Origin of the sequence: Methylobacterium gossipiicola, assembly GCF_900113485.1 — a bacterium.
Taxonomy (GTDB): Bacteria; Pseudomonadota; Alphaproteobacteria; order Rhizobiales; family Beijerinckiaceae; genus Methylobacterium; species Methylobacterium gossipiicola.
This window is the reverse complement of the sequence record NZ_FOPM01000027.1, coordinates 1-24,880: the sequence shown is the minus strand read 5'-3', so window position 1 is coordinate 24,880 and position 24,880 is coordinate 1. Positions and strand designations below refer to the sequence as shown.

35 protein-coding genes are annotated in these 24,880 nt (G+C 67.0%); 28 read left to right on the top strand and 7 right to left on the bottom strand.

The genetic code is table 11. The features are described 5' to 3' along the window. Nucleotides 1-36: 36 nt before the first annotated feature. Together BM249_RS21795 and BM249_RS18100 are read right to left on the bottom strand one after the other, a co-directional pair. On the bottom strand, nucleotides 37-189 hold the full coding sequence (locus tag BM249_RS21795) for a hypothetical protein (RefSeq protein ID WP_177232456.1): 153 nt from the start codon (nucleotides 187-189) through the stop codon (nucleotides 37-39). A gap of 408 nt (nucleotides 190-597) precedes the next feature. Further along, on the bottom strand, nucleotides 598-1,227 hold the full coding sequence (locus tag BM249_RS18100) for a helix-turn-helix domain-containing protein (RefSeq protein WP_177232455.1): 630 nt from the start codon (nucleotides 1,225-1,227) through the stop codon (nucleotides 598-600). 77 nt (nucleotides 1,228-1,304) lie between these two features. Between BM249_RS18100 and BM249_RS22245 the strand changes: the two genes are divergently transcribed. Further along, entirely contained in the window at nucleotides 1,305-1,619 is a 315-nt protein-coding gene (locus BM249_RS22245; RefSeq protein ID WP_091974646.1) for a transcriptional regulator, read from the top strand. 19 nt (nucleotides 1,620-1,638) lie between these two features. Here the strand turns inward: BM249_RS22245 and BM249_RS21790 are convergent, their stop codons facing one another. The 3 genes from BM249_RS21790 to BM249_RS18080 all read right to left on the bottom strand — a co-directional run bounded on the left by BM249_RS21790 (nucleotide 1,639) and on the right by BM249_RS18080 (nucleotide 3,009). Then, on the bottom strand, nucleotides 1,639-1,788 hold the full coding sequence (locus BM249_RS21790; RefSeq protein ID WP_177232454.1) for a hypothetical protein: 150 nt from the start codon (nucleotides 1,786-1,788) through the stop codon (nucleotides 1,639-1,641). 660 nt (nucleotides 1,789-2,448) lie between these two features. Continuing rightward, nucleotides 2,449-2,727 (bottom strand): hypothetical protein, encoded by a 279-nt coding sequence (locus tag BM249_RS18085; protein ID WP_091974642.1) that lies wholly within the window; start codon nucleotides 2,725-2,727, stop codon nucleotides 2,449-2,451. Nucleotides 2,728-2,766: 39 nt separating this feature from the next. After that, a complete protein-coding gene (locus tag BM249_RS18080) occupies nucleotides 2,767-3,009 on the bottom strand; it encodes a hypothetical protein (protein ID WP_091974640.1) in 243 nt (80 codons plus the stop codon). Between BM249_RS18080 and BM249_RS18075 the strand changes: the two genes are divergently transcribed. The 6 genes from BM249_RS18075 (at nucleotide 3,008) to nusG (ending at nucleotide 7,342) form a co-directional block, all read left to right on the top strand. Next, nucleotides 3,008-3,232 (top strand): hypothetical protein, encoded by a 225-nt coding sequence (locus BM249_RS18075; RefSeq protein WP_091974638.1) that lies wholly within the window; start codon nucleotides 3,008-3,010, stop codon nucleotides 3,230-3,232. The genes BM249_RS18080 and BM249_RS18075 overlap by 2 nt on opposite strands. Before the next feature lie 223 nt (nucleotides 3,233-3,455). Beyond that, on the top strand, nucleotides 3,456-3,824 hold the full coding sequence (locus tag BM249_RS18070) for a hypothetical protein (protein ID WP_091974636.1): 369 nt from the start codon (nucleotides 3,456-3,458) through the stop codon (nucleotides 3,822-3,824). A 179-nt stretch (nucleotides 3,825-4,003) separates the two neighbouring features. Beyond that, nucleotides 4,004-4,195: a hypothetical protein gene (locus tag BM249_RS18065; RefSeq protein WP_091974634.1), complete on the top strand. Its 192-nt coding sequence runs from the start codon at nucleotides 4,004-4,006 to the stop codon at nucleotides 4,193-4,195. Nucleotides 4,196-4,248: 53 nt separating this feature from the next. Further along, nucleotides 4,249-5,640 carry a replicative DNA helicase gene (locus BM249_RS18060; RefSeq protein ID WP_091974632.1) on the top strand — a complete coding sequence of 464 codons (1,392 nt, stop codon included), beginning with the start codon at nucleotides 4,249-4,251 and terminating at the stop codon, nucleotides 5,638-5,640. A gap of 7 nt (nucleotides 5,641-5,647) precedes the next feature. Beyond that, nucleotides 5,648-6,589, top strand: coding sequence for a DUF1376 domain-containing protein (locus tag BM249_RS18055; protein ID WP_091974630.1), 942 nt, complete (start codon nucleotides 5,648-5,650; stop codon nucleotides 6,587-6,589). Nucleotides 6,590-6,622: 33 nt separating this feature from the next. Beyond that, nucleotides 6,623-7,342 carry a transcription termination/antitermination protein NusG gene (gene nusG, locus BM249_RS18050; protein WP_091974628.1) on the top strand — a complete coding sequence of 240 codons (720 nt, stop codon included), beginning with the start codon at nucleotides 6,623-6,625 and terminating at the stop codon, nucleotides 7,340-7,342. 1,192 nt (nucleotides 7,343-8,534) lie between these two features. Here the strand turns inward: nusG and BM249_RS18040 are convergent. After that, nucleotides 8,535-8,747, bottom strand: coding sequence for a helix-turn-helix domain-containing protein (locus tag BM249_RS18040; protein WP_091974624.1), 213 nt, complete (start codon nucleotides 8,745-8,747; stop codon nucleotides 8,535-8,537). Next, on the bottom strand, nucleotides 8,744-8,980 hold the full coding sequence (locus BM249_RS18035; protein WP_091974621.1) for a hypothetical protein: 237 nt from the start codon (nucleotides 8,978-8,980) through the stop codon (nucleotides 8,744-8,746). The genes BM249_RS18040 and BM249_RS18035 overlap by 4 nt, the downstream gene beginning before the upstream one ends. A 108-nt stretch (nucleotides 8,981-9,088) precedes the next feature. Here BM249_RS18035 and BM249_RS21785 point away from each other — a divergent pair, with 108 nt between their 5' ends. From BM249_RS21785 to BM249_RS21780, 21 genes are all read left to right on the top strand, one after another. Further along, a complete protein-coding gene (locus BM249_RS21785; protein WP_177232453.1) occupies nucleotides 9,089-9,244 on the top strand; it encodes a hypothetical protein in 156 nt (51 codons plus the stop codon). Between the two features lie 232 nt (nucleotides 9,245-9,476). Next, nucleotides 9,477-10,229, top strand: coding sequence for a bacteriorhodopsin (locus BM249_RS18025; protein ID WP_091974579.1), 753 nt, complete (start codon nucleotides 9,477-9,479; stop codon nucleotides 10,227-10,229). Nucleotides 10,230-10,234: 5 nt separating this feature from the next. After that, entirely contained in the window at nucleotides 10,235-11,167 is a 933-nt protein-coding gene (locus BM249_RS18020) for a Brp/Blh family beta-carotene 15,15'-dioxygenase (RefSeq protein ID WP_244528851.1), read from the top strand. 97 nt (nucleotides 11,168-11,264) lie between these two features. Beyond that, complete coding sequence (locus BM249_RS18015) at nucleotides 11,265-11,516, top strand: DUF4926 domain-containing protein (protein ID WP_091974578.1); 252 nt, start codon at nucleotides 11,265-11,267, stop codon at nucleotides 11,514-11,516. Continuing rightward, nucleotides 11,513-11,854 (top strand): DUF6883 domain-containing protein, encoded by a 342-nt coding sequence (locus BM249_RS18010; protein ID WP_091974577.1) that lies wholly within the window; start codon nucleotides 11,513-11,515, stop codon nucleotides 11,852-11,854. Before BM249_RS18015 ends, BM249_RS18010 begins: the two co-directional genes overlap by 4 nt. A 371-nt stretch (nucleotides 11,855-12,225) precedes the next feature. Continuing rightward, nucleotides 12,226-12,423: a hypothetical protein gene (locus BM249_RS21385; RefSeq protein WP_143103796.1), complete on the top strand. Its 198-nt coding sequence runs from the start codon at nucleotides 12,226-12,228 to the stop codon at nucleotides 12,421-12,423. Nucleotides 12,424-12,430: 7 nt separating this feature from the next. After that, nucleotides 12,431-12,649, top strand: coding sequence for a hypothetical protein (locus tag BM249_RS18005; protein WP_091974576.1), 219 nt, complete (start codon nucleotides 12,431-12,433; stop codon nucleotides 12,647-12,649). Between the two features lie 135 nt (nucleotides 12,650-12,784). After that, on the top strand, nucleotides 12,785-13,426 hold the full coding sequence (locus BM249_RS18000; protein WP_244528850.1) for a hypothetical protein: 642 nt from the start codon (nucleotides 12,785-12,787) through the stop codon (nucleotides 13,424-13,426). After that, nucleotides 13,359-15,443 (top strand): phage terminase large subunit family protein, encoded by a 2,085-nt coding sequence (locus tag BM249_RS17995; RefSeq protein WP_091974574.1) that lies wholly within the window; start codon nucleotides 13,359-13,361, stop codon nucleotides 15,441-15,443. The genes BM249_RS18000 and BM249_RS17995 overlap by 68 nt, the downstream gene beginning before the upstream one ends. Before the next feature lie 3 nt (nucleotides 15,444-15,446). After that, nucleotides 15,447-15,674: a phage head-tail joining protein gene (locus BM249_RS17990; RefSeq protein ID WP_091974573.1), complete on the top strand. Its 228-nt coding sequence runs from the start codon at nucleotides 15,447-15,449 to the stop codon at nucleotides 15,672-15,674. Further along, nucleotides 15,668-17,281 carry a phage portal protein gene (locus BM249_RS17985; RefSeq protein ID WP_091974572.1) on the top strand — a complete coding sequence of 538 codons (1,614 nt, stop codon included), beginning with the start codon at nucleotides 15,668-15,670 and terminating at the stop codon, nucleotides 17,279-17,281. The genes BM249_RS17990 and BM249_RS17985 overlap by 7 nt, the downstream gene beginning before the upstream one ends. A gap of 30 nt (nucleotides 17,282-17,311) precedes the next feature. Next, on the top strand, nucleotides 17,312-18,484 hold the full coding sequence (locus tag BM249_RS17980) for a head maturation protease, ClpP-related (RefSeq protein WP_091974571.1): 1,173 nt from the start codon (nucleotides 17,312-17,314) through the stop codon (nucleotides 18,482-18,484). A gap of 2 nt (nucleotides 18,485-18,486) precedes the next feature. Then, the gene (locus BM249_RS17975) at nucleotides 18,487-18,867 is read left to right on the top strand and encodes a head decoration protein (RefSeq protein WP_091974570.1); all 381 of its coding nucleotides are present in this window, start codon (nucleotides 18,487-18,489) and stop codon (nucleotides 18,865-18,867) included. A gap of 4 nt (nucleotides 18,868-18,871) precedes the next feature. Next, complete coding sequence (locus BM249_RS17970) at nucleotides 18,872-19,927, top strand: major capsid protein (protein WP_091974568.1); 1,056 nt, start codon at nucleotides 18,872-18,874, stop codon at nucleotides 19,925-19,927. 11 nt (nucleotides 19,928-19,938) lie between these two features. Continuing rightward, nucleotides 19,939-20,220 carry a hypothetical protein gene (locus BM249_RS17965; RefSeq protein WP_091974566.1) on the top strand — a complete coding sequence of 94 codons (282 nt, stop codon included), beginning with the start codon at nucleotides 19,939-19,941 and terminating at the stop codon, nucleotides 20,218-20,220. After that, entirely contained in the window at nucleotides 20,217-20,567 is a 351-nt protein-coding gene (locus tag BM249_RS17960; RefSeq protein ID WP_091974564.1) for a head-tail joining protein, read from the top strand. Before BM249_RS17965 ends, BM249_RS17960 begins: the two co-directional genes overlap by 4 nt. After that, on the top strand, nucleotides 20,564-21,229 hold the full coding sequence (locus tag BM249_RS17955) for a DUF6441 family protein (protein ID WP_091974562.1): 666 nt from the start codon (nucleotides 20,564-20,566) through the stop codon (nucleotides 21,227-21,229). The genes BM249_RS17960 and BM249_RS17955 overlap by 4 nt, the downstream gene beginning before the upstream one ends. Before the next feature lie 227 nt (nucleotides 21,230-21,456). Then, on the top strand, nucleotides 21,457-22,122 hold the full coding sequence (locus tag BM249_RS17950; protein ID WP_143103795.1) for a hypothetical protein: 666 nt from the start codon (nucleotides 21,457-21,459) through the stop codon (nucleotides 22,120-22,122). A gap of 10 nt (nucleotides 22,123-22,132) precedes the next feature. After that, the gene (locus BM249_RS17945; RefSeq protein WP_091974558.1) at nucleotides 22,133-23,932 is read left to right on the top strand and encodes a glycoside hydrolase family 26 protein; all 1,800 of its coding nucleotides are present in this window, start codon (nucleotides 22,133-22,135) and stop codon (nucleotides 23,930-23,932) included. A gap of 1 nt (nucleotide 23,933) precedes the next feature. Then, complete coding sequence (locus tag BM249_RS17940; protein ID WP_091974557.1) at nucleotides 23,934-24,539, top strand: hypothetical protein; 606 nt, start codon at nucleotides 23,934-23,936, stop codon at nucleotides 24,537-24,539. A 4-nt stretch (nucleotides 24,540-24,543) separates the two neighbouring features. Beyond that, a complete protein-coding gene (locus BM249_RS21780) occupies nucleotides 24,544-24,720 on the top strand; it encodes a hypothetical protein (RefSeq protein WP_177232452.1) in 177 nt (58 codons plus the stop codon). The last annotated feature ends 160 nt before the right edge of the window (nucleotides 24,721-24,880 follow it).

Sequence of the window (24,880 nt, the reverse complement as noted above, 5' to 3'; positions counted from 1 at the left end):
CGTGTCGGGTGGCGCGCCGCGCTCACCCGAAACCTCTCAGATGTCGGTGTCCTCGGGATCGCCGCAGGGCTCGCCGTGCAGGCAGACCGTCAGGGTGCGGGAGGCGGTCAGGCGCGTCTCGGCGCCGAGGGTGATGGTGCCCGTCGCCACGTCGTGGGTGTTCGACGTGTAGAGGCCGCTGCGGACCATCAGGAACAGGGTGGTGTTGATCTCGCCCCCGCCGACTTCCTCGGGCAGGCCGAGCCAGTCCTGAAGGTGACGGAACAGCGCGAAGGGGCAGATCGGCCCAGCGACATGCGCCGTGCGCCGGATCGCTTCGGCGAGGAGGGCGCTACGCCACTCGGGCTGGCCGATTTGCGGGGACTGCTCTTGGGGGCGGAAGGGGACGATCTGTGCCAGCGCTCAGCCCTCCATACGAAGAGCGAGACGACCGGTCAGCCATAGCGTAGCGAGGCCAAGGATTGGAAGGAAGGGAGGGGCCTGGATGAGCATGGGAGGGCTCCACCGCGAGAGGCGATGAAACACGATTACCCGTAATTCAACCCGATTTCAACCCATTTTCGGGTGAATTTGATGGATGAGAAATATCGCACGAAATCAATCGTCTTTTGGCAAATTTGCCTCAGAAGCCCAGTAGGGCGCTTTGCCTTTTTCGAAGATGTGCTTTTTGCCGTCATAGTCTGAAATCTCGACAAGTCCTTCTGAATTTATCCAAATGTAAGAATCATCAAGCATTTCGAATGCAACTTCTTTCTTCGAGTAACTCAGGCGTGCAACATTTGGATGGTCCACAAGCGTTTGCGATGCTGCGGCAATCAGTGATCCAGATCTATTGAATGCTTTCATGAAGCGTTCTGTAAGTGATATATAATCATCTCTGCTCTTGAGGGCTATATCAAGAAGATCTACTATAGCTTCGTTTTCAGAAGTAATCCGCCGGTCTGATTGGAAGCTTTTTATTTCTTGGATAATTTCAGAGGGCACCAACACGGTTACCCTCACGAATCCCTCCGGCTCTTTTGGTTCGATGTCTGGTGGCGAAAATTTGGGTATATTGAGGTCAAGGACTTTTGCCACATCAGGCAGCACCCGAGAGCGACGCGTTAGTCCGCTTTCGATCCGATCAATCGTAGATTGGGTGGTGCCAACTTTGGCGGCCAGATATTCCTGACTCCATCCCATCGCCTCACGCGCGCGACGAACTTTCTCACCGAAATTTTCGCTCATGGGCAACATTCTACCCAGAAGTGGGTAGCTCCAAACAACCCTATTGCGGGTAATGCACAAATGGGTTATTGCGGGTTATGCATCAGAATACGCACCATCCTGCTATGCAAGCGGCGATAGGCCACTTCCGTTCGCAGAAGGCCCTCGCACAGGCAATTGGGTCATCACAGTCTGCGGTCTCACGTATGTTGCTCAAGCAGAACTCAATCTCCGCGGAGCTGGCTATGGCAATCGACTTCGCGACAAATGGACGAGTAAATAAACGAGAACTTCGGCCGGACCTGTGGACTGAGCCAGCTGTTCCTCCTCTGGCACTCGATTTTGAGCATCGGCAATCTTCCAGTGAGTTTTGCAATCCCGAGGAATCCCATTCGAAGCATGCCCCGGCATGACCGCTCGGATCACGAATGCTCACGACCAAACCCGCAAGATGATCAACAACCCGACCGGAACCACGAACATCAGGCCGATCGCCCAGTGGATGTCGTTCCGCGCCTGCTTCAGTTCGTTCTCCAGTTCGGCGATGCGCGCCTCCAGGGCTCGAAACCGCGCCTCATCCATTCCGGGCTCCTTTGGTCCTCGCAGCATCAGTCTTTGGGGTCTTCAGGCATGAGTGCTCTCAACCCTTCCCACCGGTCCTTAGGGCGTTGCCATGGATCTCGATCTCACTGGGCTCGCCCTACTTGTGACCAACCTCGTCATGCTATTTCAATCCTACGTGCTGTGGCGCGTGACTTGGAGGGGGAACACGCGACCCTGTCCCTGTTCGCGCAAGGAGGCGGAGAGGGTAACCGTCACGGGTCCAGGGGCCACACCGGACGGAGTGTAACGCAAGCCGTAAGTCCCTCTGAAGCGCTCGGCTGGCTCGATCAGTGCACGTACGGGCATAGTGTCGAAGGTAAGCCGCCCCTTGTCTCCTCGGGTTTCGAAGTGCCAACCCTGCCCTTCAACCGCGAGGGACTCCACGACGAGGCGCGTCTCACCGCGATTAAGTATCCGGCAGTCGATTTCGCACGCGGTTGGGTCAAGGAGCTTGATGCTGAAATCCAGCAACGGCAGTCGTGCGAGCCTATCCCGTTGCTCGCGTCGGCTGTTCAACCGAAGCGAGAGAAAGGCACAAAGACCACTCACGAACGAAAGTCCCAAGGTCGCATAGGCGCCCCACCACATGGCCGCTCCATCCGTTCGGTTGGCCCCACCCATGGTGACGGGACCGGCCCGTCACTGTCCAGCCGGCCGCAGGCCCTGTCCCGGCACGATGCGCCACGCCTTCGTCTGGTCCGCCAGGGCGGTGAAGGCCCGGTTCAACTCGCTCATGGCGAACGGGATGATCTCCGTGGTGGTCACCACGTCCGCGTCGAGGCTCACCGTGATGTGGATAATCGCCGTGCCCCGGGTGCAATCGAACGCGACGTCGTAGCTCGTGTCGCCGAGATCGGGGCCGAGGCTGCGCGCGACGCTCTCCAGTTCGATCTCGAAGAGCTCTTCTTCGTTCGCCATGGCGGCCTCCTTGGGTTCGGTGTGGGGCGAGCCGGGGCGCTACCGCTCCAGGCGCATCAGGGCGTTGGCGACGGCGCCGAGCAACGCCGCCGCCGGGCCGGCGCCGGGAACCCGGCTCTGATCGTCGAGGCGGTTGGCCAGCCGCTCGCGCGCCGCCGGGCGGTCGGTCATCGGCACCACGGCGATCACGTCCACCACCAGCACCGCCAGGGCATCGCCCAGGGCCTGCAGGTCGGGCCGTCGCCGCGCCGCCGCGCCGGCGGGGAAGGATAGGGCCGCCATGCTGTTGCGGGACTGGATGCGCGCGGCCGAGGTCGACGATGCCGCCCTGGCCGAGAAGATCGGCGACCTCAGCGCCTTCACCGTGCGCAAGCTGCGGTACCGCGAGCGCGGTCCCTCCATCCGGGTCGCGGCCCGGATCGAGGAGTTGTCCGGCGGCATGGTCCGCGCGCCGGACCTGCAGCCGGTGAAGTCGCGCCGCACCCCGGCGGAGGCGTCGTCGTGACCGCCCCCGCCCTCCGTTTCTCCAGCCGCATCGTCGGTCCGTCCGCTCCCGCCCGCCAAGACGTCGCGGCCGGACTGCTCGATGCTGCTGTTCCTGCCTATGGTCTGCACCTCGCGGTCTCCTCTCCGGTGGCGATCCCAATCGACCACAGGAGGCACCCGAGATGTTGGGCAAGTCACCCGAGCCCGCGGGTCAATCACCCAAGGGCCGAGAGGCCGTCGTGATGTCAGCCAGAGCCGAAGCACGCACCCTCGTCGAAGCCATCGCCGGTCCACTGCGGCTCGGTGAGAACGTGAAGGCAGCCCTGTCGCGGGTGGCGCGAGCGACGGGGCTCAACGACCGCCGGGTGCGGGGCATCTGGCACAACGAAGCCCGGTCGATCCGCTCGGACGAGATGGACCGTCTTAGGAAAGCCGCGCGCGAGGCGCGCGCCACGGAGCAGGCACGTGATGAGTACAGGGCCGTCCTCACGAAACTCGCCGCCTGCGGCACGGCCCTGGGCCTTCCGGGCCCGGACGTGGATCGCCCGGCTGATCCTGGGCTGGGCCTCGGGCCTCGCGGTGATGATCGCGCCGTGGATCGAGGATCCTGAGCCGTGATCCCGCTGACCCACGCGCAGCCGCCGCCCTAACCGGCCGGTAGCCGACCCCCAGCCCTCATCCTTCCCCGCCCGACACGGTGCTCCCGAACCCCGGAGCTTTGGCCGATGCCCCTTGCTGTCCTCGCTCCGTCCCGAACCGCCGTCCGCATGCCTTCACAGGGAGCTTCGTCATGGGTGAGGTGATCGACCTCAAAGCGGCACGCGATGCCCAGATGACCAGCGCCTTCGCCGAGTATGCGGCGGCGAAGAACCGGGCCGACGAGACCCTGCGCATCCTCGACATGATCGCGGCGGCGCGGGCCTGGGAGCGGTTCATCCTCCTCGCCATTCCGGATCCCCGTCAGCGGATCGGCCTGCTGTGACCTCGGCCCCGACAGGACTGGCGCATGCCCGTGGCACTCAGGTTCGGACGCCCATGGCAGATGTGATCCCGGCGGACCTCGACACCGAGGCCGGTCTGATCGGGTGCGTGCTGACGTCCCCGGCGGTGTTCCCGCTGGTGCAGCACCTCGTGGCGCCCGAGCACTTCCACGAGCCGCTGCACGCCTACCTTTGGGAGACCATCGCGGCGGTGAGTGCGTCGGGTGACACGCCGAATTATATGAAGATCCGGGCCGCCATCGGCCCAGCGGCGGGTGGCCGCGACATCGGTGGGCGCACCCTCGTCCAATACCTCACCAACATCACCGCCAACGGCGTCGTGCCGGCCTTCGCCGAGGAGTACGCCCGGACGGTGCAGCAGTACTGGCAGCTGCGCGAGTTGGCCGCCACGACCAGCAACGTGCGCGAAGGCGGCCCCGTGATTCCCGGACCGACCCTGGAGCGGATCTACGCCGAGGTCGACAAGGTTCGGGCGAGCTTCGTTTCACAGAAGTCCACGAGCGCCACCCTAGCCGAGGCCGGCGAGGTGCTGATCGCCGGCATCACTGCCGACCTGCAGGGCACCGCCGTGAAGCTCGCCAGCAGCGGCATCCGCACCTTGGATCGAGAGATCGGTGGCGGCCCGCAACCGGCGAACCTCATCACCGCCGCTGGCCGCACCTCGATGGGCAAGTCCATCCTCGGCACCGAGATCGCCCTGGCGATGTCCGACCAGGGCTGCGCCACGATCTACCATTCCCTCGAGATGTCCCGGCGCCAGATCGCGGCGCGCACGGCGTCCAGCGAATTGCAGCGCCGGAACATCCGGATCTCCTACGAGCAGATCATGCGCCGGGGCGGCCTCGATTATCGCCAGGCCGAACTCGTCGCCGGCGTGGTCTACGAGCAGCGCCAGCAGCCGATGACCATCGAGGATGGCGGTGGCCGCACCATCGGCGACATCGCCGCCTCTTCGGACCGGCTGGCCAACGCCTACGCCCGGAAGGGTACGGCGCTCGGCTGCGTGGTAATCGACCACGCTCACATCGTCCGCCCGGCCCGCGCCTACCGCCGCGAGGACGAGGGGTTGAAGGAGGTGGCCGACGGGGCGCTCGCCCTGGCCAAGCACCTCGATTGCCCAGTCTTCCTACTGGCGCAGTGCAACCGCGGCCCCGAGGGGCGCGAGGACAAGCGCCCCGGCCTCGCCGACATCCGCGGGGCCGGCGCGTTCGAGGAGAACTCGGACACGGTGATCTTCCTCTACCGGCCGGGCTACTACGCCGAGCGGACGCAGGCGTTTCGCGACGGCTGTCCGAACGCCCGGGACGATTTCGACCGGGTCCGGCACGACCTCGAACTCATCATCGACAAGAACCGCGCCGGCCGCCCGAACCAGACCGTGCGGGTCTGGGTCGACCCTGCGCTCAACGCCATTCGAGATCGGTGAGGCGGCGATGAAGGGCGAGTTCTACAAGATGGACTACGAGGCCTGGGACGAGGGCACCGATGGTCTGTCGCTCGAACAGGAGGCCGCATACCTCCGGCTTTGCCACCAACTCTACCGGCGCAAGGCCTCGATCCCGAATGCTCCGGCGACCCTCGCCCGCATCTGGCGCTGCCATCCGAACAAGGCCCGCAAGCTCCTCGCGGACCTCGTGGCCGCCGGGAAGGTCGTCGAGAAAGACGGACACCTGACCAACACCAGGGTGACACGTGAGCTAGACGACAGGGAGACGCGCCGCACACAAAAGGCGGACGCAGGGCACACAGGAGGAACACGTGCCCAGGAAAATCGGCGTAAGTCCCTGAAAACGCTGACTCCAGATCAAGCATCTGCCGGACTGCCGGACAAGCAAAATCAAGCAGAGAAAGAGGGAGAGGGAGAGAAAGAAGATACCCCTAAAGTCCCCAAGGGGACCGACACGGGGTTCGATCGATTTCGAGCTGCCTTCCCGCCAAAGCACGTCAGCTTCCCGACCACCCAGGCCCGGAAACGCTACGACCAAGCGATTAAGGCTGGGGCCACCCCCGACGAGATCGAGGCCGGCGCGAAGGCCTACGCCGCCGAGCAGCTCCGCATCGGCAAATCCGGCACCGAGTTCGTGAAATCGGCCGACAGCTGGCTCTTCCAGCGCCGGTGGCTCGACTACGCCAAGCCGGCTGGCGAGCCTCAGGGCGCACCGGCGCCGAAGCTCAACCTCGAACAGGACCGCCGGCACCGCCTGCGCCTCGCCATCGACCACTTCCGCGACGAGTGGCGCCAGGGGACCGATGAGCAGTACCGGCCGGGCACGCCGGGCTGCACCACGGCACCCGAAATCCTCGAGGAGGCGCGTCTGGCCGTGGCGACCGAGCGAATCCTGACGGAGCGCCCACCGGCAACCAATGCCGCCTGAGATCCCCACCCCGTCGCGTACCGAGAGCCACCCATGACCGTCCAAGCCAAGAGCCAGCGAGCGAAGGGCAAGCGCCAGCGGGAGCGCGAGCGCCGTCAGCGCCGGGCCGAGCGGCGCGGAGCTGCCGGCACCACGGCAACGTCCGGCACTGTCCAGGCCGCCCCCAGCGCACGCAGCATCGCCGATCCGATCTGCGGCGTGGCTTCGCCCGTCATCGATCCCTCCCTGTGCTGGTTCATTGCCAAGACGATGCCCCGGATGGGTGATCGGGCTCTCAAAGCCTTGCAGGATGCCGAGGTGGTGACCTACCAACCCCGCTCGACCGAGGTCGTGGTCCGCCGCGGCCGCCGGGTGGTCCGTCGGACGCCCATGCTCATCCGCACGGTGTTCATCGGCGTGCGGGACCTCGGGCATCTGGACACGGCCCGGACCAGCCTCGGCGTGGCCGAGATCGTCTCCCGTCCCGTCGAGGACACCGCCACGGAGGGCAACATCGCCGGGCTCGTCCTGAAGCCCGCCCGGCTCGACGCGGACGGCCTCCAGCGGTTCGTCGACGTCATCGCCCGGGGGGAGATCGTCGAGCCCGTGGGCATCAAGCCGGGGCAGAGCGTGATAGTCACCACCGGGCCGTTCGCCACCTTCCCGGCCATCGTCGAGGAGATCCTGCCGAACGACCGGCTGAAGGTCGCCGTCAGCCTGTTCGGCCGGCCTTCGCCCGTGGAGCTTGGGATCGCGGATGTGCAGGTGGGGTGAGAGAGCGCGGCCTGCGACCTCCATGAGTACGCCGCCGAGGCCGCTTGGAAGGAGCACAACCGTCGCGTTGCAAACGGCGAGGCGTCCAATCGCACGATTGGCCTGATGATGGCTTCGCCCGTTAGCTAGGCGTGGGAGGGCCACTGGCAGCGTTAAGAAAGGGGTTAGGCGGACGACCCTTGCCGTCCGGAAAACGCACCCGGCGCGTTGAAGTTCGGCCTTTGTCTGGCCCAGGGGCGCCACGTTTTGCGCACGGGCCTCCCGAGTGGCCGAAAGGGGTAAACGGCCGCTGGCGCCCCCTCCAGGGCTCGAATTCGCCCGGTTTAAAACTGGACTGTTGACGTGGGGTTGGCCGCGAGTCATATTGACGCTCGGGCGGGGGAACCTCTGCCCAAAAACGACAAAAGACCAGGGCTTCCGACCCCGGCCTTCTTGTCTTAACCGCAGGAGCCTTGGAGGGCCTGCAGCTATCTAGGTGACACGCGCATTTTATGCGTGCCTGATGGCATGTCAAGTTCTCCAAGGCTCCTTACATAAAGGAAGCCTTATATGACGCCCTCAGCCCGGCGCCCCTCGCGCCGCCTCTCTCCCGAAGACGCTATGGTGGTCTGGCTCCGACACTGGAACGGCGAGTTCCAGAACCGGATTGCGGCCAGCTTCGACGTGAATCCTGCCCGTGTTAACGAGGTCCTTAAGGGGCGTCGTTATCCCGAAAGTCGGTCGGCTGCGCTCGCGCACCGCTCGGCCACCTAGGGAGGACCGGCATGGCTAAGAAGCCCCCCCTCGCGAAACCTCGCCCGCCGTCTCGACTCTCGCCTCCGGCGTCCTGTCGGGTCGGATCACGCCCTCAAAGGCCCAAGTTCTGACCTTGGCAGCGACTGCCCTCGGGCAGGACCAGACCAAGGGCCAGAAGCCGAAGCGCTGAGTTACCCGGCTGAGTAATTTTGGAGAGGCGCAACCGTGAGGTTGCGCCTTTTGGCTAGCGAGCCCGCCACACCTGCCCCGCCTGCATGCGCTTCCCCTCCGCCATCCGGCACGCGCATCTTCCTGAGCGCGCAGCCCACGCGGCGCGTCACGTCTGTGAGTAACCTCCAGTCCCGGCTGTCCTTCCCTTCCGTCTGACACACTGATTCGGCCAACTGGGGAGCCGTCATCGGCTTCTTCGCCTTGCGTAGCTCGGCAACCCCGCCTTCTACGCCACCCGTCGGCGCCACTTCTCGGGGGCTGGATGCCGTTCGTGAGCGAGGGCAAGGGCCTCCAGCCATTCGACCACGTCCGGCGGTACGACGGCGTCTCCGGAGGCCCAGCGTCTCACCAAGCGGTCATCGCAGGACAGGGCATCGGAAAGCCCCCGCTGCGACCAGCGCAGCAGGGCCAGCACCTCGCGAAGGCGAACCGGCGTCACGGAAAGAAGATTTTGATGACGGCTGCCGTGCCGCCGATCAGCGCTGCCGTCGCGGCCACCGTCGTCGCCACGATCTGCCAGGGGGCGATGGCGCGGTCGCGATCCAGTTTGGCCGCCTCGGCGCGGAGCTTGGCTTGCTCCTCGACGAACTTCTGTGTTTCGGCGTTGGAGCGCAGGACGCGAGCGACCTGCTCCGCGATGTCCAGACTGTTTGGGGCGGACGTGTTTGCCATCGGGGTCAACCCTCGATCCGGCCGGGGCAACCCCTCAGCCATGTCCGCAATGTGAGGGGCTGTCAGGCGAGCGTCAAGGAGTGCTCATCGCATGACGTGGTGCTGACTATGCCCCTGAAGAACGACCATGGTGACCTAATCGCGATCGGCACCGAAGGCATGATCGTGAGCGTCCACGGTTACGGCCAGAGCTACATGGTCGAGTTTGCAAAGCCGCTGGGCGCTCCCGCCATGGCTGAGCCGCACGAGGTCGGGCTGCAATAACTTCTGCCCCTTGAGCGCTACGGCGTAGACTCGAACGGGCGCGCCTTCGGGAGGCAACTGCAGCGGAGACGATAGGATAGGCGCTTTGAGCCTGTGGTGAGGACACGCGGCGAAAGGCCAAGCTTCACGGAACTGTGACCCCGGTCCTACGCAACGATCCCGGATGAGATCGCTTGGCCAACGTGCTGCACGTTCGTGCTGCCCAAATCATCCCTGTCTAATGAGTTTTTTGATGACGCCTCAGTTCTGGCTATGGCTCGGCTTCGCGGGCATGGCGGCGGGTGCCGCTGCGATCCTCTATCTGGCGAAGAGGAGAACGCAGGCCGAGGAGGCTGATGGCATCATCCATGGGATCGTGCCGATCATCGCGGCCTGCTCCTACTTCGCCATGGCGACCGGACAAGGCAGCATCGTTCTCCCGGCCGGACCCGATGCGGCCGATGTCGCGCGCCAGTTCTACTTCGCCCGCTACATCGACTGGACCTTCACCACGCCCCTGCTGCTTCTTGGCCTCGCCCGCACCGCGATGCATTCGGGAATGCGCCGGCCGGCCATCGTCTGGGGCCTGATCGGCTCCGACCTCATCATGATCGTGACCGCGCTGGCGTTCGGCCTGTCGACGGTCGCCTGGATCAAGTGGATCTGGTTCGCCATCTCCTGCGGCGCCTTCCTCGCCGTGTTCTACGGGATCTTCGTTCAGCTCCGTGAGGAGAACGCGGCCGAGCGTGCCGATATCCAGTCCGCCTTCCGGCGCAACGCCGTGTTCCTGTCCGTCGTCTGGTGCATCTACCCCGTCGTGCTGCTCGTGGGTCAGGACGGCTTGGGCATCCTGTCGCCGACCATGGCTCTGGCCGTCGTCGCGCTCTCGGATCTGACCGCGAAGGTCGTCTATGGCGTGATGGCGACGCTCTCGACGACGCGTGCCGTCGACCGCGACTTGGCTGAGGGCAAGGCCACGGCCACGCCGCTGCGCCGCGCGGCCTGATCGGCATGGCGGCTCGTGCGTCCATTCCGGTCTTCGGAAAGCCCGATGCGGCGAGCCGCCACCATGCGTGGCCGGCGGCAAGTCTCCTGCCCCTGGCCGGCGCTGTCGTAGCGCTCGGTCTCATGGCCTCGGCCTACCTGCCTCGTGAAGCGTCTTGGCTCGTTGCCCTGACGGTGGTGATCGTCCTCGGCGTTCCGCATGGCGCCCTGGACGGTGCGGTGGCCGCACCGCTCATGCGCCCGCGCTACGGCCGGGCGTGGTTCGGGATCTTCGCGATCCCGTATCTCGGCCTTGCGGCTCTCGTTCTCCTCGCCTGGGCGGTCGCACCCCTCCTCACCCTGGCCGGCTTCCTTGCCCTCTCGGTCTTACATTTCGGGGAGGAGGATGCTGGTACGGGGCGACCGTTCGAGGCCTTCGTCCGCGGCGGTTTGCCGATTGCGCTTCCGGCATTACTGCGGCCCGAGGAAACCGCCGGGCTGTTCGCCGTGGTCACGCGCGTGCCGATGCCGGAGCTTCCCGTGTGGTGGACGGCTGCCTCCTGGTTCTGGTTTGCCCTGGCGGTCATTTGGATCGTCGCGCGTCGGCGGCCACAGGGTGTGCTGATAGAAGTCGCTGTCCTGGCCGTCGCGTTCTGGCTGCTCCCGCCTCTGACCGCGTTCACCCTCTACTTCGTTGGTCTTCATGGCCCCCGGCACATGCGTGCCCTCGTGCGTGATCCGAACCGCGCGCCCCGCGTCGATACGATGCGCAAGGCCGTCCTCGCATCCCTGCCGGTGTTCGGCCTTACCCTCATGCTCGGTGCAGCCCTGTGGCCGCTCTACAGCGCTGGCTCGCCCGATGAGCCCTCAACCCTGCTGGCCCTCACCCTGCAGATGCTGTCAGCCCTGACCGTGCCGCATGTGCTTCTCGATCGTATCGTGGAGCAGCGTACGATCTAATTTCCGGTATGCTGACGACCACCCGTTTTGGTGCCATGGCGGCCGGCAGTCCCCCATGGGGGTTGCCCAAACTGGGCACGCCGGTCATCTTACCGGCATGACGTTTCAGTTCGCCTATCAGTTCACGCCGGACGTGCTGCAATCGGGCCTGCGGGATCTCGATGCCGTGGTGCTGACCGTGCCTCTGAAGAGCGACGATGGCGACCTGATCGCGGCCGGAACCAAAGGCACGATCGTGAGCGTCCATGGCGACGGCGAAAGCTACGTGGTCGAGTTCGCCGAGCCACTTGGTGCTCTCGTCACGGCTGAGCCGCACGAGGTTCGCGCCGTAAAAGCCCCCGACGCTTGAGCGACAAGACGATTCAGGTTCGCTGGTTCATCGACGGGCCGAAGGTCTCGGCCTATTTGCTGAACCCCGATCATCCGGTCGGAGGGTCAAAGGCCAAGTACCTACTTGGGTTCGGGTTCTCTGCCGATGAGCCGAGAGTGCTGGCCGAGGCCCTGGTTGATCACGCCATGATGAACGCGCCCGGTACCGTCGTCCGGCAGGCGAAAGGGCCAGACCGTGCCGTGTTCGAGGGGACGGTCACGGCACCCGATGGGCGAGAGATACCCCTGCGCACAGTGTGGGAAGCCGGCAAGCCCTACGAGATGCGCTTCATCACGGCAGTGCCGCTGACACGTTGAGACGCAATACCCTGTGCAATAGCATTGCGGAAAGCGTGCTCGTGTAATAAATTGCGATCTTAGCACTGTAGGCGCTGTACTCTCCCGTCGCGGGATCGATGTTGAGCCCCTAAGGAGACGGTCGAACCCGCTTCTCCACTTTGAAGGCTGGTCCTGAGGATCGTCCCCCATTGGGGGACACTTTAACGAGCGCCACCCTATGCATTCGCCGAATGGAGCAGCCCGGTAGCAGTGCCCGAGGTCGTGAGCGAGCGGTTGAACCGCCCAATCCGATCGGTCAGCATGCCTTCGCTCACCTCTCAAGGGTCGCGACCATGTTCTACGACTCGGTGCACAGGCTCCGCCTCTGGCTATGGAGGCGTCAGGAGCGGATGCTGGAACGCACCCACCGGCTGAGACGAGCAGAGGACGCCTCGACCCTTCCGAGCGCCTCCGGAACCGCCGGATACGCGGCAGGCGCCGATGCTGGCTTCCACGCAGGCATGTTCGCCGGATACGAAAACACCAACATCAACATCAACTCGGCGACCTGTTTGGACAGCGGATCGTTGGGCGGCGGCGGGGATTAGGCAGGACATGGGCGACCGCGTCGACCAGCGCCTTGCCGACCTCGTTCGCGCGGCCGTCGCCTACGACGAAGCGGAACGGCGGGGCAGCAGCGCTCAGATGACGCCGCGCAGTAAGGCCCTCGTCATCGCCTTCGGCGACTACAACGACGCCGTTCATTGGGCCCGCGATGGTCGCACCGAGTATGCCGCAGCGGGCGGCCCGAAGGGAGTGGCCTCCCGCGACTGATGAGACCGATGTCCTATGGCAGGGGACCCTGGGAGCCCTGGGTGTATACGGGTGGTCGGGGTCCCCAAACTTTCTAGCGCCAGGGTCCGAAAACCCGGTAACGCGGTTGGGTAACGGGTAACGGGTAACGCTCCGATGGCAGATCCCGAACCGACGATCCTGATGTCGCAGGCCGAGTTCGCCCGGCGACGCGGCGTGTCGAAGAAGACCGTCACCGAGTGGAAGGGCAAGGGCCTCCTCGCGATGACCGCCGACGGAAAGGTCGACGTCGAGGCGAGCGAGTGGAACCTCGACCAGCGCCCGGCGACCTACCGGGGCGGCACGGCGCATCGGCCGGTGCGAACGGTCCCGAAGCCCGAACCGGATCCGCGCAAGGCCAAGCCCGAACGCGCCAAGCCGAAGGCGAGCGAGGCACCGCCGCCGCGACCGTCCGATGGCGACGAGGGCGACGACCTCGACCTCGACGCCGAGAACCTGCCGACGCCGCAGGCCATCCGGCGCAAGGAGAACTTCCTCGGTCTCCAACGCCGACAGGAGTTCAGCCGCAAGCAGGGCCAGCTCGTCGATCGGGCCGCCGCCGAAAAGCTGTTCTTCGACACGGCCCGTAACCTGCGCGACGCCTGGGCCAACTGGCCCGCCCGCATCGCGGTCGTCATGGCCGATGAACTGAAGGTCGATGCGCGCACGCTCAACACGGTCCTGACCGCGCATGTCCAGCAGCACCTCCGCGAACTCGGAGAGCCCGAGGCCGACCTACCTCGATCTCGCGAGCCTTGAACGGTCCTGGCGCAAGGGGCTGACCCCGGCGCCGGACCTCAACGTCGTCGAGTGGGCCGAGGAGTACCGGAAGCTCAGCAAGGAATCGTCGAACGGCGGCCGGTTCGTCACCGCTCGCGTCGAAGTGGCCCGCGGCCCGATGCTGGCCGCCACCGAACCCGGTGTCGCCACCATCACGCTGATGGCGTGCACGCAGTTGCTGAAAACCACCGTGATCGAGAACATCCTCGGCCGGTTCATCCACATCGACCCATGCCCCATCCTCGTGGTGCAGCCGAAGGACGACGCGGCCGAGACCTTCTCGAAGGACCGGCTGGCGCCGATGATCCGCGACACCAAGGTGCTGCGGGACCTGTTTGGCGACGCCAAGGCGACGGATGCCGGCGCCACCCTGACGCACAAGCAGTTCCCTGGGGGCCACGTGACCCTCGTCGGATCGAACAGCCCGACCAACCTCGCCATGCGGCCGATCCGGCTGCTGTGCTGCGACGAGATCGACAAGTATCCGCTCTCGGCCGGCGGCGAGGGCCCGCCCATCGACCTCGCCGAGGAGCGTCAGGCCGAGTTCAAGACCAACAGTTTGAGCGTGCGGGCCTGCTCGCCCACCGTTACCGGGCGCAGCGCCATCGAGGCATCCTACGACGAGAGCGATCAGCGCAAGGCGTTCGTGCGCTGCCCGCACTGCGAGGACTGGCACCCCCTCGAATGGGAACAGGTGCGGTTCGATAAGGACGAGGGCGGCAAGATCCGCGCCGAGAGCGCGCGCTATGAGTGCGTCGGCTGCGACAAGCCCTGGACCGAATCGCAGCGCCTCGTCGCACTGCGCAAGATCGAATGGCGCCAGACCCGGGCCTTCACCTGCTGCGGTGAGAACCAGGTGCCCGAGCGTTGGGCGCCCGAGGCGCACGGGGTTCGCCGCGCCCTGTGCCTCCACTGCGGGGCCATGGCAGTGCCCAACGATCACGCTGGATTCGTCGCATCCAAGCTCTACGCGCCGAAGCAGACGATCCGCGAGACGGTGGCGAAGTTCGCCCGCGCGCTGAGACGGGGGCCGGAGGCGTTGCGGACCTTCTTCAACACCCAGCTCGCCCGCACGTGGAAGGAAGGCGCGGACGCGCCGGACTGGCAGGACGTCTACACCCGGCGGGACAGCTACCTCGCCGGCACCGTCTCGCGCGGCGTCCTCATCCTGTTCGGTGGCGTCGACGTCCAGAAGGACCGCCTCGAGGTCAGCGTCTGGGGCTTCGGCCGCAACCGGGAGCGCTGGCTGATCGAACACCGCGTGCTGCCCGGCGACACCAACCGCGCCCCGGTCTGGAAAGACCTCGAGGCGATGTTCGGCGAGACCTGGGAGCACGAGAGCGGCGCCGACATGACGGTGCGCGATTGGGGGATCGATTCGAGCGGCTTCACGGCGGAGGTTTACGCCTTCGTGCGCAGTCAGGCCGGGCGACCGGTCCACGCGGTGGATGGCCAGGACAGCTATGCCGCGGCTTTCCTCGGTGTAGGTGCGAAGGATGCGACCCCGGCCGGCAAGAAGCTGCGCCGCGGCCTGAAGACGATCCGGGTGGGGGCGTCATTCGCCAAGCAGGAACTGATGGGGTGCCTCGCGCTCCAGCGGCCGAGCGACGGCAAGCCGTACCCGGCCGGATTCGTCCATCTGCCGCGCGACGTCACCGAGGATCAGGTGAAACAGCTCACCGCCGAGGAACTCGTCACGCACGTCACCCGTGGCCGCACCCGGCGCGAGTGGGTGCCGATCGGTGGCCGGCGCAACGAGGTGTTGGACTGCGCGAACTACGCCCGAGGGCTCGCCGCCATGCGCGGCTGGGACCGGTGGCGCGAGACCCACTGGCGCGAACTCGAAGGCGCCTTGGGGATCGAGCGCGACCGCCCAGCCGGATTGCCGGAGGCATCGGTGCCCGAGGCCGTGGTTGCCGCCGGATCGCTCGCGGCGCGTAACCTCCAGCGCGCCAGCGCCAAGCGCAGCCGGGTCAGAAGCCGAACGACGAGGTAGGCCATGGCCGCGACCATCGAGAAGCAGATCGCGGCCCTTGAGACCGCCATGGGCAGCGGCGCCCTGCGCGTCGAGGCGCCCGACGCCGCGACGATCACCTACCGGAGCTACGACGAGATGCGCCGGGCCTTGGCCGACCTGCAGCGCCGGAAGGCGGCGAAGGATGCCGGTGCCGGAGTGGCCCGGCGCCGCACCCGTCAGATCGTCACCACAAGCCGCAGCGGATGGTAGGCGTGCGCCAGCCTGTCCGCTTCCGCGTCAAGGGGACCCGCGACTACGTCGAGCCCGTGGCCATGGACCTGTCCGGCCTCGACGTGACCGTGGCACCCGAGAGCGGAGCTTACGATATCGCCAACGGGGCAGGCCGGCGGTCGCGGGCCTGGCGCGTCGGTAGCTACGGGCCGAACACCGCCATCGTCTACGCCCTCGACGAGCTGCGGCGGAAGTCGCGCGATCAGGCTCGCAAGAACCCCTACGCCGTGGCGGCCGTCGACCGCCTGGTCACGAACATCATCGGCACCGGGATCAGCCCGCGTTCCACGGCGGCCCGCTCGACCGAGGGGATGAGCAAGGCGCAGGCGAAGCGGATCAAGAAGGAGGACGCCGCGTTTCGCGCGGATCTCCAGCGCCTGTTCCTCGACTGGACCGACGAGGCCGATTCCGTCGGCACCCACGATTTCTACGGCCTGCAGGCCCTGGCCGTGGCCGGCATGGTGGATGGCGGCGAGACCTTCGTCCGCCTGCGCACCCGGCGTCCCGAGGACGGGTTGACCGTCCCACTCCAGCTTCAGATCCTTGAGGGGGACCACTGCCCTCACCTCAAGTCCGATCCGGCCGCCCGCATCCGCCAGGGCATCCAGTACGACGCCATCGGCAAGCGGTCCGGGTACCACCTCTACCGCGAGCATCCCGGCGACGGGGTGATGACGGCGGACGCCATCGAGCTTGCCCTCGTGCCGGCCACCGACGTCTGCCACCTCTACCGCGCGCGCCGCCCCGGCCAGGATCGCGGCGAACCTTGGCTCGCCCAGGCCCTGCGCACGCTCTACGACCTCGACGGCTACCTCGATGCCGAACTGATCCGGAAGAAGAACGCCGCCCGGCTCGTCGGCTTCGTGAAGCGCATCCTGGCGGACGGGGCCGAGGAGAGCGGGGCAGGCGGCGGTCCGCTCGGCACCGACGCACCGGACGACGATGGCGCGGCCACCCTCGATTTCGAGCCCGGCACCATCCAAGTGTTGGCCGACGGCGAGGACATGACCTTCAGCGATCCGAAGGACGTCGGGCCGAACTTCGAAGCCTTCGTGCGCGAATCCAAGCGCGGCATCGCGGCGGCCTGCGGCTTGCTCTACGAGATCCTCAGCGGCGACTACAGCCAGTTGAACGATCGAACCCTGCGCGCCGCGCTCAACGACTTCCGCCGCGCCGTCGAGCGCTGGCAGCATCACCTCGTCGTATTCCAGATGTGCCGGCCGATCTGGATCCGGTTCATCGACCTCGCCTTGTTGTCCGGTGCCCTGAAGCTCCCCGCTGGGATGAGCCGGAAGGACGCCTACGCGGCGAACTGGATCCCGCAGGCTTGGCCGTACATCCACCCCGTCCAGGACGTGCAGGGCAAGACCATGGAGATCCAGGCGGGTCTCTCCACCCGCAGCCGGAAGGTCGCCGAGGGCGGCTACGACGCCGAGACGGTCGACGCCGAGAACAAGGCCGACAACGACCGGGCCGACGAACTCGGCCTCGTCTACTCCAGCGACGGCCGCCAGAGGGCGAAGGGCGATCCCGCATCCGCGGGCGCCGACGATCCGGCCCCCGAGCCGACCCCGGCCGCGATCTGAGCGGCCACAACACCACCTCACGGAGGCACCATGGCCGCTCTGGTCAATGGGAACGAGATCATCCTCACCGGGACGGTCGGCGATCTCTATTGGGACGACAGCTTCACGTCGGCCGATGTCATCTTCGCGCTGGCGCAGGTCGGCCGCGAGCAGGACATCACGATCCGGCTCAACAGCGCGGGCGGCGTCGCGACCGAAGGCGCCGCCATCCACTCGGCCATCGCCGCGCACAAGGGGCGCAAGGTGATCGTGGTGGAGGGCATTGCCGCATCGGCCGCGTCCGTCATCGCGATGGCGGGCGACGAGGTGGTGATGTCGCTCGGCTCCCTGATGATGGTCCATGACCCATCGGGCTTCACCTTCGGTCCGATCACGGAGCATGAGCTCTCGATCCGGATGCTCCAGGCCCTCGCGACGTCGATGGCCGGCATCTACGCCGAGAAGACCGGCAAGACGGTCGCGGACGCCCGCGCCGACATGCAGGCCGAGCTCTGGATGACGCCCGACGAGGCCGTGGCCGCCGGCTACGCGGACCGGACCCTGGCCCGCGCCGCGAACGACGACTCCGAGCCGCAGCCGACGGCCTTCGACTACCGCCTTTTCCAGCATCCGCCGGAGCGCCTCGTGGCCCTGGCCGATCAGCACGCGTGGACGAAACGCGCCCGTCCCACCGCGGCCTCGCCGGCCGTTCCCCCACGCCAGAAGGAGAACACCATGGCGAACGAACCGGCGGGCAGCGAGCCCGTCGTCCCCCCTGATCCCACCGCGGCACTGGCCGCCACCGTCGAGGGCGCCCGGAATGCCGCCACGGCATCCACCGTTTCTCGGGCCGACGCCTCCGAGATCGCCAAGCTCTGCGTCGAGGGCGGTGTGCCGGCGATGGCGGCAACGCTGCTGGCGGAAGGCGCGACCGTTGCCCAGGCCAAGGAACGTATCGGTGCCGCCGGTGAGGTGACAAATCTCGTCGCGCTCGCGCGGCGCAAGGACCCCAGCCTGCCGACCAACCTCGCCGCCACGATGCTCGCCGAGGGCAAGACGGTCGAGCAGGCGCGAGCTGCCCTCTTCGACAAGCTCGTCGCCCACGAGGATCGCACCTCGATCTCGTCTCACCCGCCGGCCGCTCAGGGCAACGCCGGTCCCACCGCATCCGCCACCAGCATGGAGCGTGAGCTCAAGCGAGCTGGCATGAAGAAGGACGCTTGATCATGGCCTTGCTCGAAACCGCACAGGTCGGCTCCGACTGGCTGAAGACCGAGGACGGCAGCTATCGCAGCCGCGACACCGCCATCATCGCCTCCGGCGCCGGCAAGCTGAAGACCGGTACCGTTCTCGCCCAGGTGGCAGCCACCGGCAAGTACTTCCCCGCCGCAGCCAGCGGCGCCGACGGCACGCAGACCGCCGTGGCGGTGCTGTTCACCCCGGTCGACGCCACCAGCGCCGACCAGAAGGCCGTGATCGTCTCGCGGCACGCCACCGTGAGCCACAACGGTCTCACCTACGGCCCCACCATCAACGATGCGACGAAGCGCGCGGCGGCCAACGGCCAGCTGAAGGCGGTCGGCATCATCGTGCGCGAAGGAGCGTAAGCCGATGCCCACCATCCTCGACATCTTCAATCAGGACGCCTTCTCGGCGGCCTCGCTCACCGGCAACATCTCCATGGTGCCGAACGCCTATGGCCGGATCAACGAGCTCGGGCTGTTCGCGGCCGAGCCGGTTCCGACCACGTCCGTCATCGTGATCATCGAGAACGGCGTGCTGAACCTGCTGCCCACCCGCCCGCGCGGCGGCCCGGCCAGCCTCGGCACTCGCGGCAAGCAGAAGCCCGCATCCTTCGTCGTGCCCCACATCCCGCACGAGGACAGCGTGCTGGCCACCGACGTGCAGAACATGCTGGCGCTCGCCACCGGTGGCGGTGCCGGTCTCGAAACCGTCCTCGGCTTCGTGAACCGCAAGCTGATCACGATGCGGCGCAAGCACGCCATCACCCTGGAGAACTTGCGGATGGGCGCCATGAAGGGCGTCATCCGCGATTCCGACGGCAGCGTCCTCCTCGACCTGTTCGCCGCCTTCGGCGTCACCGAGAAGGTGGTCGACTTCGCTCTGGGCACGGCCAGTACCGACGTGGTCGGCAAGTGCCAGGACGTGACCGGTTACATGGAGGACAATCTCCTCGGCGAGACGATGACGGGCGTGCACGCGCTCGCCTCGCCCGAGTGGTTCCGGAAATTCGTCACGCATGCCAGCGTGAAGGAGGCCTACAAGTACTACGCCTCTGCGCCGAACCCGCTTCGCCAGGACGTGCGCAAAGGGTTCGAGTTCGGCGGCATCACCTTCGAGGAGTACCGCGGCAGCGCATCCTTCATGCAGGAGGATGGCACCGCCAGCGTGCCACAGCGGTTCATTCCGGCCGGCGACGTGCGGTTCTTCCCGCTCGGCACCACCGACACCTTCACGAACTACTGGGCGCCCCCGGACTTCTGGGGAGAGGTGAACCAGGCCCCCGCCAGCGCCGACGCCGAGGTGTTCGTCGCCCCGCTCGAGCCGAAGAAGTTCGGCAAGGGCATGGACATCCACACGGAGTCGAACCCGCTCCCGCTCGTGAAGCGCCCCGCGCTCCTCGTGCGCGGCACCACCTCGAACTGACGGGGGCGAGCATGCGGTTGCGCGAACAGGGCAACGCGGGCGGCGAGGTCGTCACCCTGGGCTGGGACGAGGCGCAGACCGCGCTTCGAGCCGGTACCCACGAGGTGGTCGACGACGCCGACGATGGCAAGGCGATCAGCGGTGAAAAGGGTCCCGAGCCCGACGCGCCGGTCGACGATCTCGACACCAAGACCAAGCCGGAACTCGAGGCGCTCGCCGCCGAGCGCGGCGTCGACATCTCGAAGGCCAAGACCAAGGCCGATGTCATTGAGGCGCTGCGCGCGTCGAAATGACCACCTTCGCCCTGGCCGTCGACGCCATGTTCGACGATCCGAACATGGCCGAGGACGCGATCTGGCGCGCGGGCGGAGCCGCCGAAGGCCTGCCCGTGCGCATCCGGTACCGCTCCCCCGAGGCCATCGTCGGGTTAGGCGGCAACCAGTTCGACCTCGTCGCCACCCTGATCGAGGTGCGGCTGTCCGAGATAGCCGAGCCAGCCAAGGGTGATCAGGTCGACGTCCTCGACGACGACGGCGCCGTGCGGGAAACCCTCGAGGTCACCGGCCTCTCGCGGATCGACGCGCGCAAGCTCGTCCGGACCTGCGAGGTGGCGTCGCTCGCCCCGGACGACGATCCGTGAAGTTCTCAGCCGCGGTGCCGGACCTGCGCGAATTGATGGCCGGCACGGAGGTGCGGATCGCCAAGTCCGTGACCGCCGGCATGCGCGACGTCACGGACGGACTGAAGCAGGACCTGCGCGCCGACGTGGTGCGGGCGGGTCTGGGCCAACGTCTCGCGAACACCTGGCGCGGGCAGACCTTCCCGAAGACCGGCGAGAGCGTCGAGGCCGCCGCCTACCTCAGCACCAACGCCCCCAAGCTCATCGACGCCTTCGACCGCGGCTTCACCATCACGGTCCGGAACAGGAAGTTCCTGGCGATCCCGACACCGGATGCGGGGGTGCGGCAGATCTCGGTGAAGCGCGGCGCCGCCTCGACGGGCTACGTCCTCACCCCGGCCGCCTGGGAGCGTGAGACCGGCGTGAAGCTTCGCTTCGTCCCGACCAAGACCGGCGGGGTGCTGGTCGCGGACGCATTCTACCGGCGCCAGGCCGCGCGGTACCAGGGACGCAAATCCTTCCGGGCGATCAAGGAAGCCGGCCCGGCCCAGGGCCGCTCCTTCGTCGTCATTTTCGTCCTGGTGAAGCAGGCCAAGCTCCGCAAGCGCCTCGACGTCGAGGCCATCGCCAAGGCGTGGGCCGAGCGCGTGCCGAGCGCCATCGCCGCGAAGTGGGTCGCCTAACCGAAATCAACTTCGAGGTTTATGGTATGATCTCTCGGATCATCTCGAGCTTGCTGCTCTGCTTGGCCTTAGGCGGCGTCGCTCGCGGTGAAGCGCCGCCGAGTAAAGCGCCTGGTGTGCCCAGCAGCATCACGCTGCAACCGGTCGCAATCTATGATGCCGCTGGGAACGTCGTCTCCTCGTTCGGAGGTGGCGCAGGCGGCGGCGCGTCCACCGTCACCGGCTCCATGGAACAGGACGTCCGCGCCACCAACACCCTGAACGCGGCCACGGCCAATGCCGCCGTCACCCTGCCGGTCAACGGACAGTCGACGGTCGGCTTGGCTTTCTCGGGTCTCACCGCATCGGGGGCCACGGTCACCTTCGAGCAGTCGAACGACGGCGGAACGACGTGGACCGGCGTCAACGAGGTCAACGCCGGCACGGGCGTGCCCACCGCGACGCGCTCGACGGACGGGCAGACCCGTGTCGCGGTCCAGGGGCGCACAAACCTGCGCATCCGCGTGAGCACGGTCGGCACCGGCACGATCACCGTTGCGTCCAACATCTCGGTCCGCGAGGGGCTGGTGACGCTGGCCTCGCCGCTGCCGCCTGGCGCCAACGTCATCGGCTTCACGAGTCCCCCTCCGTCCACGGCCATCAGCACCCAGCGGACCACAGCCATCGGCACTACGGGCGTGCTGGTGTCTCCGGTGGCCGCCGATGCGCGCCGCACGGTCACCAACACCAGCGGCATCGCGTGTGAAATGATGGGCAGCGCCGCCGCCTATGGCACGGGCTACCCCCTTCCGGCTGGCGGCTCGTTCACCTTTGACGCCTCGGGGCGGACCACGGCGGCTCTCTACGTCGCTTGCGCATCGGCCGGCGGCACCGTCGCCGTGCTGAGCTACTGAGGAGCGCGTCATGGCTGGCCCCTCCGACGGAAGCGCCGCCCTCTCCCGCGCCAACGGCCCCCTCGCGAGCGCCAAGCTCTGCGTGCGCTGCGATGCGCGCTCGGATTACGATGCCTGGACCGCATGGGCCGGGCGCACGCCGGACTTCGTGCATGCCTTCGGCAACGCGGGCGGATCGGGCGGCTCCTTCGCCAACCCGGTGGGGACGTGGGACGCCTGCCTCGGGCAGGTGCGCACGCTGTGCCAGACCTGGGCCGGCATCCCCCTCGCCTGGGCGCTCCCGCTCTGCACCACGACACAGCCGCTCACCGACACGACCGCCGGCACCTACAACGGCGTCATCAACGCCATGGCGGACGCCATCCTGGCCCACAACCCGGTCGGGCCGATCCCGGTCCGTATCGGCTGGGAGGCATACACCCCTGGCGCGTGGCCCTGGGCCGCGACCACGGCATCCGGCTCGACCGATTACGTGAACGCGTTCAAGGCTATGTCGGCCCTGCTCAAGGCGCGCTCGCCCCGGCTCAAGATCGGGTGGTGTGTATCGGCCTATAACTTCGATTCGACGGGCGCCGAGTTCGATCCGACGACGGCTTATCCCGGTGACGCTTTTGTCGATACCATAGGGCCAGACGCCTACCTGATCGGCGCGGACGTCTCCAAGGCCGTGACCTTCGCCCGCGCGTCGCAGGGCAAGGATCTGGTCGGCGCGGCGGGGTTCCGGTTCGGCCTCAAGTACCTGGCCGACTTTGCCCGCGCGCACGGCAAACTGTTCACCATCGACGAGTGGGGCATCGGCGCGGATCGCCCCGATTACATCCGCGACATGGCGCAGTTCATCGCCGATCCGGCCAACCGGGTCTGGTATCACGGCTACTGGAACAAGAACGCGGGCGCCGCCGCACCCGGCCCCTATCCCTTCCCGTGCCGCCTCACGCCCGACGGCGGCAACGCCTACGACCTGTCGCGGGCCGCGTTCCTCGACAATCTGAACGGCACGGGGCGCACCTACGCCGAGCAGCCCGAGACGCCTGCGTATTTCGCTCGGGCCACGACGGCGCCGACCGACGCGCGCCGCACCGCCGTGGACACGCTGGTCGCCACGCTGCGCCGCTTCGGGCTGCTCTCGACGGTCGATGGCACGCCCGCGCTCGACGGCCTCTATCTCTTCGCCGCCGCCGACAGCGAGATTGCCCGCCTGGGCCTCAACCTCCCCGGTGGGTTCACCACGACGGTCCCGACCGCGACCGGCAAGGCCACGATCTCGGGGAACGTCGGCTTCACCGCCGACCGCGGGTTCGCGGGCGACGGTTCCGCCGCCTATCTCAACCTCAACGTCAACCCGGTCACCGTGACCCCGACCGGCAAGTTCACCCAGAACAGCGGCCACATGGGCGCGTGGTTCCTGACCGCGAACACCCCGGCGGCGCAGCAGTTCGAGGTCGGCAACGCCAACTCGGCCATCGGTATGAACAATGGCGGCGCCTTCGTGGGGCGCCCGAACCAGTCCTCGACGGTGACGCTGGTCAATTCCGGATCCGGCCCCGGTCACGTCCTCTGGAACCGCACGGGATCGGCGGCCTGGGCGAGCTTCTTCAACGGCGCGGCGGCTCGCTCCGGCACGGATGCGTCCGCCGCGCTGACGAGCGCCAACCTCAACGCCTGCGGCGTCAACGGCGTGTCCTTCGGCTCGCAGCGGATCGCCCTCGTGCATTGGGGGCGCGCCCTGACCACGACGGGCAACCAGAACGAGCCGGGGCAGATCTACAGCGCCCTGCTCGCCTACCTCCAGGCCGTGGGAGCCGCCTGACATGCAGCGGATCGCTCTGATCCTGACGGGCGCCCTTCTCGCCATCGGCGCCCAGGCCGCAGGACCCGGTGGTGAGAACGCCATCGACCTCTCGGCCTACGCCACGAAGGACGCGGTTACGGCGCTTCAGTCCCGGATACCGTCGTTCGCTACCGTCATGCCGAAGGCTGAGGCGGGGGCATCCAACCTCGGAACCGTGCCTCAGATCCCCTACGCGGACCATCAGCACCCGCGCCTCACCGCCACCGCCAAAGGCACGCTCGACGGCACGGGCAACGCCACGGTGGTCTTTACGCAGGTCTTCGATGCCGAGCCCGCCGTGACGGTGATCTCGGTCGGCGCCAAGTCAGCGGGTTGGGCCGTGCCTGATTTCGACGTGACGTTCGTTACCAGCGCCCAGGGCAAGTTCACAGGCTGCACGGTCTATGGACGACGCGCCCGGCGCTTACCGCCCCAACCCCTCGCCGCGAGCCCCTTGGCGCTCACCACGCTCCTCACCGGCGTCATTACGGGCGTGAACGCCATCGCGGCGTCGATCACCGGCTATGACGCCACCGAGGATGCGGCTGGCGCCGGGTTCTCCCTCATCGCCGTCAAGGCTTCCTGACGATATGGTCGCTTCCCCCGCCCCGGCCGCCTCTGTCGAGGATACCGGCTCGCCCGTCGTCGTGCAGATCGTCGCGCGGGCCTCGACCTCGGACGGCACGAACGACACCCACACCGCGATCACCGTCAAGGCGCAGCGGTCGCGCACGCTCCCGGCGGTACTGGTGAGCCTCGCGAGCTGAGCATGTCGAGCACCCGCGAACAGGTAATCCAGGCCGTGGCCGCCCTCGTGAAAGGCGCGCTGCCTAAGGCGGACCACTACCGGAACGAAGAGAAGCAGAAGGCCATCCCGGTGGGCGGCTACGTCAACGTAGACGATGGCGACCCGGGCGAGCCCGAGGT